The organism is Phycisphaerae bacterium (assembly GCA_035384605.1).
Lineage (GTDB): Bacteria > Planctomycetota > Phycisphaerae > UBA1845 > PWPN01 > JAUCQB01.
In genome coordinates this window covers 1-10,924 of record DAOOIV010000147.1, presented here as the reverse complement: position 1 = coordinate 10,924, position 10,924 = coordinate 1, and the positions used below count along the sequence as shown (strand labels likewise).

The following is a 10,924-nucleotide window of genomic DNA, read 5'->3' as shown; positions in this document are numbered from 1 at the left end:
GGCCCCAGAATGGATTCTGGGGCCAGCGAATGGATTCTGGGGCCAGCGAGCCTGAAGGCGGTAGGGCGGGCTTTGCCCGCCAAGTCTTTCGCGGGGGGCGATGTGTCTCGAAGTGCTCCGCTATTCTCGATTGACGAACGCGTGGATCGGTTTCGCCGGTACTATGCCCGCGAGAACGAGCGGCCGCTGCTGGGGTTTTACGTTGGCAGCGAGTATCCGCTGTTTCGCTACCCGGCGGCGCGATCGTTGCCCGGTGACCGACCGCTGAGGCCTGATGATTTTGAGGTCGCCCCATACCTTGATGATTGTGAACGATTGTTCGGAGAGCACGAGGCCTGCGGCGGAGATTTCATCTGGAGCGCCAGTGCGTATTGGGGCATTCCGTGGCTGGAGGCGGCGTTGGGCTGTCCGATCATCGCCGACCACAACACGGGTTCAATCCGCTCGGAGCCGCCGGCGGAATTCGCCGGACCTGAGCGCATTCCAGAGTTCGATCCGAAGGCCTTATGGATGCGAAAGGCGGTCGAGTACATCGATCGCATAGCCGACCGAAGCGCGGGACGCTGGCCGATCGGCACCACTCGCATGAGGGGCATCGCCGATCTGCTCTCGGCTCTCTACGGGGGAGATGCCTTCATCTACGCGATGATGGATCGGCCGGAGGAGGTTCGCCAGGTTGCCCGGCGGCTGACCGATTTCTGGATTGCGTTCGGGCGGATGCAGCTTGAGCGGATACCGCTGTTTTACGGCGGGGTCGGGTCGTTCTACTACCACATGTGGGCCCCGGCCGGGACCATCTGGCACCAGGAAGACGCGGCCGCGTTATTGTCGCCGGATTTATACGATGAGTTCATTCGCGAGCACGACCAGCGAATCGCTGAATCGTTCGACGGCTGCATCATGCACCAGCACCCGACGGCGTTTGTGCCGACGAAGTTCTACCTGGAGATGCCCTTCATTGCTCTGGAGCTGCATATTGACGAAGGTGGCCCGGATGCCGAGACTCTGGAGCCGGTGCACCGCAAGATCCTCGCGCGCAAGCCGCTGTTGATCTGGGGGCATTTAAGCGAGCAGGACTTGGACCGTATTTTCGGGCGCCTGCCGGCGGCCGGACTGGCAGTGATGACCTGCGTGGATGGTCCGGAGCAAGCCGGGCGGTTGTGGCGAAGGTGCATCGGCTGAGACGGCCGAGTTGTTCTCGGGAGGTATGGGATGGCCGATCGATCGGATACGGGCGGGGCTGCTGAACCGAGACTTGCGTGGTATCAGGGTGTTGCCCCGTACCAGTGGTGGGTGTTCAGTGTCGGGGCGATGGCCTGGCTGTTTGATTGCATGGATCAGCGACTGTTCACGATGGTTCGATCGCCGGCCCTGTCGCAGTTGCTCGATCTTCCGGAGAAGAACGCGCTCGTGGTGGACTACGGGACTTATGCGACGGCGGCGCAGATGATCGGATGGGCCGTCGGTGGTTTGTTCTTCGGCGTTGTCGGCGACCGTTGGGGGCGCGTCAAAACGTTGTCGGCGTCGATTCTGGTCTACTCGCTGTTCACCGGTCTTTGCGGTCTGGCGATAACGGGCTGGGATTTCTGTCTGTACCGTTTTCTGATGGGATGCGGGATCGGGGGGGCGTTTGCCGCTGCTGCCACGCTGATTGCCGAGACGATGCCGGATCATTCCCGCTCGACGTGCCTGGGGCTTTTTTCGGCCTTGTCCGTGCTTGGGAACATGCTGGGCCTGGCCATCGGCTCGAAGGTCTTCGATCCGGCCAAGCTCTACTTCGAGGGGTTTCCGGGCAGTGATGGCGTGCCCGGCTGGCGTCTCGCTTTTTTTGTTGGAACGATACCGGCTCTGCTGGTGGTGCTGGTGCTGCAAACGCTCAGGGAGTCCGAGCGATGGCAACAGGCCCGCAAGAAGGCCGGAGAAAACCTTGAGCGTCAGTTGGGCGACCTGGGCAGCATGTTCCGCCATCCGCGCTGGCGGACCAACACCATCGTCGCGGTTTGCCTGGCGACGGCGGGGATCGTCGGGGTGTGGGGCGTAGCGTTCTGGTCGCCCGAGCTGATCAACTATGCTTTGACGCCTCAAGGAGGGTTGGAGAGTCTGCCCCGGGACCAATGGGCCGCCAAGACGGCGGAGATCACCTCGGTCAAGTTCTGGGGTAATCTGTTCCAGGACATCGGCGGTTTTCTTGGCATTGCCAGTTTTGCCCCGATCGCGAACCGGATCGGCCGCCGCAAGACCTTTGCCGGGGCCTTCATCATCTCGTTCGTGTTGATTGCCTTCGTGTTCCTTACGCTGAATTCGGCGGCGAAAGCGTATGTCCTGCTGCCGATCATGGGTTATTTCAACCTGAGCGTGATGGGGGGGTTTGTGGTCTATTTTCCTGAGATCTTCCCGACGCGGCTGCGATCGACCGGTACTGCGTTCGGGTACAACGTCGCCCGTCTGTCGGCGGCGGTTGTCATGCTGTCGAGTAATCAGATTCGCGAATGGCTTGCTGCTCTGGAGTTTGAGCATCCGTTTCGCGTGGGGGCGGTGGTGGTCAGCGGCGTTTACTTTCTGGGTCTGCTGGTGCTGATCTGGGCTCCAGAAACCAAGGATCGGCCGTTGCCGGAGGAGTAGGCTTCTTCAGAGAGGCCGAGGGACAGCGGGCGGCAGCGGTTCCGGGCCTGTCGCCGGGGATCCGGGTTCTGTCGGACGGAGATTCGGACATACTGGAGAGCCAATTCAACATGTACCCTACGCTGAACCAGATGCTCGACATGCTCAGCGTCGATTCGGCCCGGATCGAGGTCGGCCGGCGACGTCAGGAGGCCGTCTGGCGGGGACAGGCCCCGGACCGCGTGCCGATTCTGCTGGGCCGCAGCGAATCGCGGCAGGTCATGGAGAAAGTCGGGCCTCAGCACCTGCGTTTGTGCGAGCACCAGCTTCGCGGCGGACGGCCGGTTCGGGAGTATCATCGCTTCGATCACTACACACTCGGAGAGCAGTTTGACGATCCTGAGAAGATGCTTATCGAATCGCTGTGGGACATTATCGGCTGGGCCCGCACGCCGAGCGATGCGCAGCTCTCGCTGCGGCCGAACTTTGGCGTGGGCACTCTGGCGAGCGTCTTCGGATGCAAGACGGCCATGGGGGAGCATGATATGCCCTGGGTGAGCGAACGGCCGTCGAAGGAGGCGATTCTGGAGGTCGACCTCGACCATCTGGATCGTGCGGGTTTGATCCCGCGGGTGATCGAGTTCATCCAGATGGCCCGCAGTGCTCTGCAGGAGTTCCCCGATGTTCACGTTTTCATGCCCGACCTTCAGGGGCCGATGAACACCGCTTTTCTCCTTCGAGAGCAGGAAGTGTTCATCGAGATGCTTGAAGAGGAGGACTACTTTCATCGGCTGATGCGGATCGTCACCGAGGTTTTCGTTCGCCTCGCCAGGCGCTTCAAGCGGGAGGTTGGCGAGCCGCTGGACGGCGGCTATCACGGGGCGATGTACATGACCAACGGCGGCGTCCGCGTGGTCGATGACGTGAGCATCATGCTTTCACCCGAGCACTACTTGCGGTATTCGCTGCCATACGTCCGGCAGTGCCTGGCCCCGTTCGGCGGCGGATGGGTTCACAGTTGCGGCAACATCTCGCACCAACTGGATGCTTATCTCAGTGCGCCAGAGATCAAGGGAATCAACTTTGGCGAGCCGGAGTACTATGATTTCGCGGACCTGTTTCCGCGATTGGCCGCAGCCGGGAAGTTCTGTTACGGCGGGCCGGTGCGGGAGATGAGCGAATCGGTCGAGGCTTACCTCGAGCGTACGGCCTCAGCTCTGGGTTTGGCGAGGGCTTGCCTGATCTTCCAACCCCGAGTTCGGGGTCAGGACATGTCGGAAGGCGACTGGCCCGATCCGGAGGCGATCCTGTCTTTGTGGGACCGCCTTTTGAGTTGAACCCGTGTCGGAATGTCAGGCTTTTCACGCGATTCCTGTTGGCAGGAATGGCTCATCTTTGTAGACTGGCGCTCCGTGGCCGTCTGGTACGGGAGGTGTTGCCATGGTGCATCGGTGGATGGGTCCGGCTGCTGCGAGGCTTGTTCTGGTCTTGTTGGGGTGTGCGGCCTCGGCTGAGGGCGGAGGCACGGTCGTTCATCTCAAGCCGGGGGTCGCTCAACTGTTTATCGATGACGAATTGATCGAGTCGCAGCAGGGGCTTGAACGTCGCCTTCACTGCCCGGTGAAGGACGAGGGCGGGAATGAACCGATCATCGCCGCGAGGCCGGGGACAACGATCCTGGCTTACGGCACCATCGTGTTCGACACCCGGCTCAAGAAGTATGTCATGTTCTCGCAGGGTTTCGTCGAGCGAAACATGTACCGCTTCACCTCCAAGGACGGGCTGAACTGGGACACCGGCGAGGGCGGGGAATTCGAGGAAATCACCTTGGGTCCGCCTCCGGAGAAGGAACCGGGCGCGATCGGCAAGCCCGGGATTGACGTTTTCTCATGCTTTTACGACACTCGGGATGGCGAATGGCCGTACAAGGGCTGGCTCTACTACGCCAACTATGGTCCGAATCGCGAAGGCATCTACTACGTGCGATCGCAGGACGGCCGCAAATGGGACCGTCTCAACCTGGTGGTAAACGCCTGGGCCGGCCCGGGTGACACCAGTGCCCGTCGGATCGAACAGGACGGCAAGGAGGTGTATGGTCCCGGGGACGTGACGCTCTTCTATCACGACCCGATCGACAACCGTTTTCTCGGCATCTTCAAATTTTTTACCAGCGAGAAGGTGGGCCGCGCGGGCAACAACCTTCGCAGTCGGGCGTACCACTTTTTCGATCGGCTGGATGAGCCGTTCGAGGGCGATCGTATCGATCGCATCGCCCTTTTGCCTCCGGCCGAGGCGAAGGACAACAACGGGCCGGCCGACGAGTTCTATGCCAGTACGGCTTGGCGATACGAGTCTTTGTGGCTCGGCGGGCTGAAAGTCTGGCACGGGAAGGATGACTACCCGTATTCCGAGAGCGGGTGCGCGTTCTTCAAGCTGGTTGTCAGCCGTGACGGGTTGAATTGGCACAAGGTCTCATTCAAGAACGACACGGGCGTGCCCGAGGTATTCATCCCGAACGGCCCGCAGGGGGGCAACAATGGCCGCAATGACGGCGGGTACATGAGCGAGTTCAGCCAGGGCCCCCTGCGGATCGGCGACGAACTCATTTACTACTACAGTGCGTCCTCGTGGGGCAAGAACGCTCCGCCGGACAAGCGTCTCTTCGGCGGCGGCATCTTTCGGGCCCGGCTGCGAATCGATGGATTCGTGTCGGTGGTTGGCGGCACCCTGACCACCAAACCGCTGGTGACGACGGGCAACGATCTGACCATCAATGCGACCGGCCCGGTTTCAGTGGCTGCGATTGGTGCTGACGGCAGAATTCTCGGCGAGGCGAGAGTGACGGGTGACTCATTGCGGCACGAGATTCGATTCGAGGGAAAGACGCTGGGTGACCTGGCCGGCGGCAAAGCCGTCAGGCTGCGGTTCAGCGTGATGCCGCCCGGTCATCTCTATTCGTTCACGGTGCGCTGAGAGCCGCCGTGCCTATTGACAGACGATCATGGCTGGAGAGCAACCGCATGAGAACGACGAACCTTAGGACCCTGGCAGTTGTGCTGATCTGTTGTTGTCCGGCTCCGGCTGCGTGTGCCGCCGAGGCCGTGGACGTCGGTTCGCGCCTTGAACTATTCGTCGACGGACGTCTGATTGACAAGGTGGACGGTGCTCGGCTGCAGTTGAACCGGCCTGTGCCTCGCGAAGTCGTGTTTCGCTTCGACGCCCCCTGGGAAGGCGGCCAGAGCGGCTACGTCACCATGCTGCAGGACGGCGACGTGTATCGCATGTATTATCGCGGCGGGGGCGACCTGGGGCGGGAGTACACGTGTCTGGCCGAGAGCAAGGACGGCATCACCTGGGCACGGCCCAGGCTTGGCCTTTTCCCCGTCGACGGCTCAAAGGCAAACAATGTCGTCTGGACCGGTGAGAAAAAAGCTTACTGGGAATCTCACAACTTCTCGCCGTTCAAGGACACCAACCCTTCGGCACTGCCCGCGCAGCGATACAAGGCGGTCACCCTGGGAAGGGCGACTCCGCCCGGCGAGAAGGATGATCGCAAGGTGCTTTTCGCCTTCGCGTCGCCGGACGGTGTCCACTGGAAACGGCTCGGCGCGCGGCCGATCATCACCGAGGGCTCGTTCGATTCGCACAACTGTGCGTTCTGGGACTCTAACCGCGAGGAGTACGTTTGCTACCTTCGCCAGGGCATAAAGGGCAAGCGCGGCGTCTGTCGGGCCACGTCCAAGGATTTCACCAACTGGACCCAACCCGTGCCGCTGGACTACGGGGACGCTCCTTTGGAGCATTTCTACACTAACGGGGTCGTGCCTTATTTCCGCGCCGAGCACATATATCTGGGGTTTCCGATGCGGTTCGTACCGCCGCAGGAACGCAGCACGGTCGGGTTCGATAATCGGAAGACGGACGGCTTGTCAGACGCGGTATTCATGGCCGGGCGCGACGGCCTGCATTTTGACCGCCTGTTCATGGAGGCCTTCATTCGGCCGGGGCTGGATCCGGAAAACTGGGGCGGAGCCCACGGCAACAGCACGCCGGCGTGGGGCATTCTGCAGACCGGGCCGGCGGAGATGTCCATCTACTGGACGGAGCACTACGAAAACTATCCTGAGAACACCGGCCGGATCCCGCAAATTCGTAGAGGAACGATGCGACTGGACGGGTTCGTCAGCGTCAATGCCCCGTACGAAGGCGGGGAGTTCGTGACCAAGCCGCTGGTGTTCGAGGGGTCAAAGCTGGTGCTAAACATGTCGACCTCGGCGGTCGGAAGCGTGAAGGTCGGCATCGAGGATGCCGACGGGCAACCGATCCCCGGCTTGGGACTGAATGATGCGGTCGAGATCTGGGGCGACGAGATTGAGCGGATCGTCAACTGGAAGGGTGGGCCTGACGTGAGCAGGCTGGCCGGCAAGCCGGTGCGGTTGCGATTCGTGATGAAGGATGCCGACTTGTACTCGATTCGATTCCGGTCCTGATCCCGGCTCAGAAGGGGGTTTGTCGATGTGCGGCAAAACGGTGAGCAGATACTGGTTTGGGGCTGCTGCAACGTGGTTTTCGGCGTGCGCCGCGATGGCCGCCGACGCGGGCGTGTTGGGTGCCTACTTCCGTGCGGACGAATCGTTCCCCGACTATGCCGTCTTCTGGCACGAGGGCTGGACGACACCGGACGGCGAAATCGACAACGCCAGGTATGAGGGATTCAAGGAGCCGCTCGGGGGGTCACTGCACGTCTTTCTCAAAAACACCACGTCGAAACCGCTGGTGATCGAAGACGTTCTGCTGGACGGCATCAGTCTCAAAAAGGTGATCGTCTTCTCGGAGCAACGCAAGAACCGTAAGCCGGCAAGCATCTACTTCGCGGGCCTGCCCCAGGACACCATGGATCACCTTTTCGCCTTGGGCGAGCCGATCTGGTGGAAGGTTGAGCCGAACAAGGTTTCCCCGGGGCAGACATGTGAGGTGGTGGTGCGGCTTCGCACCGTGCCCAGGAATCCGAGTCTGCCGCTGACGCTGATTCATCCGGGCGGCAAGATTGAGGTGTCGGTTCCCGTCCGAACCAAGGGTGCTCGGGTGGCGGGAGCCTCGTTTTCGCCCGGTCGCGACGTTCTTTATCTGTACTTCCGTCACCAAGGACAGTCAGGAGCCGCGCCCGCGAGAATACTGATCGATGGAACGGACGTTACAGCGTCGGCCGTCATTGGTCGAGATGCCAGCGCGGCTGTGGTGCCGGCGGTCATTCGCTTGTCCCGGCCGATGGAGCCCGCTTCTCTTCATTGTGTACAGGGGGTGTTTGACGATGGTGAGACGGCCTCAGCCGGCGTCCGGGTTTGGGCCGACGAATTCGCCTATGGCATGTGGGGCGGCAAGCCGGGCAAGGCGAACGATTTGAGCGTCGGCGAGAACTACGTGACCGAGCTGGTTGCGCACAACATTAACGTGCAGATGCCGCAGGTGGGGTCGCCGGCCGTACAGACGTTTTACAAGAGCGAGGCCGGCCAGCGGCGGCTCAAAGAGCTGGGTTTTCGCGCGGTGATCGACGAGCACCAGAAATGGGGGCAGAAGGATCCGTACCTGTTCTTCATCCACGATGAGCCGGACTGTGCCGATTTCCGCTTCGAAGGCATTCCCGAGGACAAGAAGATCGGGGCTCTGGCAATGTGGACGCTCCAGCGATCCGGCGAGTTGCGCAAGGCGGATGCCGGCCGCCTGCAATTGCTGAACGTGGACATGACCTACAAGCCACAGAACTGGTACATCTACGGGCAGGTGCCGGACGTGCTGGCGGCGGATCCTTACTACCAGAATCGGCTCCGGACGGCGTACCAGGAGCACCCTGAGCGGATCAAGGCTTACAGCAAGGCGACTTATGTTTATGCGGTGGCGGACGTCTGTCGGTCGGCGTGCGAGCCCAAGCCGCTGCACATCATTCTGTATTCGTGCAGCCACGTCGACAACAGGGCCAATCGCCGATTTCGCTTTCCGACGCCTCCTGAGAAGCGGATTGAAGTCTTCTATGCGCTTGCGGCGGGGGCGCAAGGGCTTTCGTACTGGTGGTACACGCCGGCGGACAAGGGTGAGAAGGCCGCATACGGGGTTGGAGCGGCCGTTCAGGATGGCAATGCTGCCGCAGCGGCGTTGTACCGAGAGATCGGCCTGTTGGGCGCCGAGGTCCGCACGGCCGGGCCGCTGTTTTTGACGGGTTGCCCTGCCGAGGTGTCCCTCAAGACGGAAGGGGCGATCTGGACTCGGACGTTGCTGGCCGGTGTGGACTCGCTGGTTTTGTTGGTGGTCAACGACCAGTATACGAACCACGATGAGGGTACCGACATTCGGCCGGTTGAGAACGCCGCCGTGACAGTCAAGACGCCCGCGTGGTTGAGAGCCGCTGATGCCTTCGAGATCACCAGCCAGGGCACCAGGGAGGTGAAATGGGCGTCAACCGGGTCGCAGTTGCGACTCGAACTGGGCAAGGTTGACGTGACGCGTCTGGTGATCATCACCGCAGACAAAAGCCTTCGCACGGAGTTGCAGAAGCGTTATACGGAGCAGTTTGCAGACAGGGTCAGGGCCCTCATGCAGCAGGGGGCCGGGCCGGCGACGCCGAAAGCTCGCAAGTGAACAGTGTGCAGCTTGTCGAGCGGACGATCGCCAGAAGCCCCGGTAGGATCCGTGGGGTCCTGGTGCAGGTAATCCGCTGCCGCCCCTTGGGGGCTTGATAGGTGTTGGCCGTACCGATACCTGGGGCTCACGCCTCAGGTTACATACCTGTGCCCCTCTGGCGCACGGTCACCGTCAGTTCGTTGGAGGTCGTATGCAACAGACGAACGCTTCATCCCCTGGGCAGGGGTCTCAACGCGTCAGCAGGAGGGCGCTGCTGAAATCCTCCGGATCGGCTGCGGCTTTCTGGCTGCTGCCGGGCATATCCGGCTGCACGTCGGCGGTGCCGGCGTACATGAGCTGCTCGGAGGCTGATGATCGGGCTGATCCTCGCGGGGCTTCCGTCGAATGGTTCCGCCACGCCGGATTTGGGCTGTTCATGCATTACGGTCTCTACAGCCAGTTAGGTCGCGGGGAGTGGGTGATGTATCGGGACAAGATTCCCGTGGCCGAGTACGTGAAGCTCAAGGACACGTTTACGGCCGAGAAGTTTGATGCCGACCACATGGTTGATCTGGCTCTGGCCGCGGGGATGAAGTACGTCAACATCACCTCTCGTCATCACGATGGGTTCTGCCTGTTTCGCACGTCACAGACGGACTACAACAGCGTGAGCAGCCCGGCCAAGCGTGACCTGGTCGGAGAGCTGGCCGAGGCGTGCCGCAAGAAGAAGGTCGGTTTGTTTCTGTACTACTCGTATGCCTTAGACTGGAAGCATCCGTACTTTTTCCCTCGCGACGAGCGCTGCCCGGTCGCACGACCGGCCTATGACAAGCCGGAGCCGACCTATCTGTTCCGCAAGGACGAGGATTTTCGACATTACCTCGACTTCGTTCATGCTCAGATGCGCGAGCTGCTGACACAATACGGGCCGCTTGCCGGACTCTGGCTCGACCCTCTGATGGGGTACTACGGGCGGCCGGAACTGTTTCCGCTGAAGGAGACGTACGGCCTGATCCGCTCGCTCCAGCCGGGCTGTCTGATCTCTTTCAAGCAGGGAGCCAACGGCGACGAGGACTTTGTCGCGCCGGAGCGCAAGGCGGCGGCCCTCAAGCGGGGCGGCGATGCAGCCGTCGCCGTATGGGAGAAGAATCGCGGCAAGCCGGTGGAAATCTGCGACACGTTGCAGCCGGCCGCATGGGGTTATGATAAGTCCGCCGAAGGCAAACATAAGACCGGTGACGACGTGATGAGGATGTTGGCCGACGCCCGGGCCCAGGATGCCAACCTGCTGCTCAACACCGGGCCTCTGGCCGACGGCTCGATTCATCCGGACGATGAGGCTACACTTCGCGAGGTCGGCAGACGGTTGCGCAACCAGGCGGCCACGAGAAAGCGCTGAGAGCGTTCGTAACCAACGTAGGGCATGGTGGAAGCCGGCACAGGTGGTGCAGACCTGCCACTCCAAAGGATACGGCAGGTCTCGGTCGCTGCGGCGACCTCGACGCTGCCCTACCATGTGGCCCCCCGAAAGGCCCCAGAAAGGATTCTGGGGCCAGCAGATGCGGCAGGTCTCGGTCGCTGCGGCGACCTCGACGCTGCCCTACCATGTGGCCCCCCGAAAGGCCCCAGAAAGGATTCTGGGGCCAGCAGATACGGCAGGTCTCGGTCGCTGCGGCGACCTCGACGCTGCCCTACCATGTGGCCCCCC

The 10,924-nt window shown here is 61.7% G+C and carries 7 protein-coding genes; all 7 read left to right on the top strand.

Going from position 1 to position 10,924, the window contains the following annotated elements; translation table 11 throughout:
- Positions 1–1,182: uroporphyrinogen decarboxylase family protein (locus PLL20_20125; GenBank protein ID HPD32309.1), on the top strand; the 1,182-nt coding region annotated here is incomplete at its 5' end.
- A 30-nt stretch (positions 1,183–1,212) separates the two neighbouring features.
- Positions 1,213–2,622 (top strand): MFS transporter, encoded by a 1,410-nt coding sequence (locus PLL20_20120; protein HPD32308.1) that lies wholly within the window; start codon positions 1,213–1,215, stop codon positions 2,620–2,622.
- A gap of 110 nt (positions 2,623–2,732) precedes the next feature.
- On the top strand, positions 2,733–3,938 hold the full coding sequence (locus PLL20_20115; protein HPD32307.1) for a uroporphyrinogen decarboxylase family protein: 1,206 nt from the start codon (positions 2,733–2,735) through the stop codon (positions 3,936–3,938).
- Positions 3,939–4,041: 103 nt separating this feature from the next.
- Entirely contained in the window at positions 4,042–5,574 is a 1,533-nt protein-coding gene (locus PLL20_20110; protein HPD32306.1) for a hypothetical protein, read from the top strand.
- 47 nt (positions 5,575–5,621) lie between these two features.
- Positions 5,622–7,091, top strand: coding sequence for a hypothetical protein (locus PLL20_20105; GenBank protein ID HPD32305.1), 1,470 nt, complete (start codon positions 5,622–5,624; stop codon positions 7,089–7,091).
- Between the two features lie 25 nt (positions 7,092–7,116).
- Positions 7,117–9,234 carry a hypothetical protein gene (locus PLL20_20100; protein ID HPD32304.1) on the top strand — a complete coding sequence of 706 codons (2,118 nt, stop codon included), beginning with the start codon at positions 7,117–7,119 and terminating at the stop codon, positions 9,232–9,234.
- A 334-nt stretch (positions 9,235–9,568) separates the two neighbouring features.
- Positions 9,569–10,615: an alpha-L-fucosidase gene (locus PLL20_20095; GenBank protein HPD32303.1), complete on the top strand. Its 1,047-nt coding sequence runs from the start codon at positions 9,569–9,571 to the stop codon at positions 10,613–10,615.
- Positions 10,616–10,924: the final 309 nt, after the last annotated feature.

Bases quoted from the DNA above. Each gene is read 5' to 3' on its own strand.
- PLL20_20120 (HPD32308.1), top strand. From the start codon at position 1,213: ATGGCCGATCGATCGGATACGGGCGGGGCTGCTGAACCGAGACTTGCG.
- PLL20_20115 (HPD32307.1), top strand. From the start codon at position 2,733: ATGTACCCTACGCTGAACCAGATGCTCGACATGCTCAGCGTCGATTCG.
- PLL20_20110 (HPD32306.1), top strand. From the start codon at position 4,042: ATGGTGCATCGGTGGATGGGTCCGGCTGCTGCGAGGCTTGTTCTGGTC.
- PLL20_20105 (HPD32305.1), top strand. From the start codon at position 5,622: ATGAGAACGACGAACCTTAGGACCCTGGCAGTTGTGCTGATCTGTTGT.
- PLL20_20100 (HPD32304.1), top strand. From the start codon at position 7,117: ATGTGCGGCAAAACGGTGAGCAGATACTGGTTTGGGGCTGCTGCAACG.
- PLL20_20095 (HPD32303.1), top strand. From the start codon at position 9,569: ATGAGCTGCTCGGAGGCTGATGATCGGGCTGATCCTCGCGGGGCTTCC.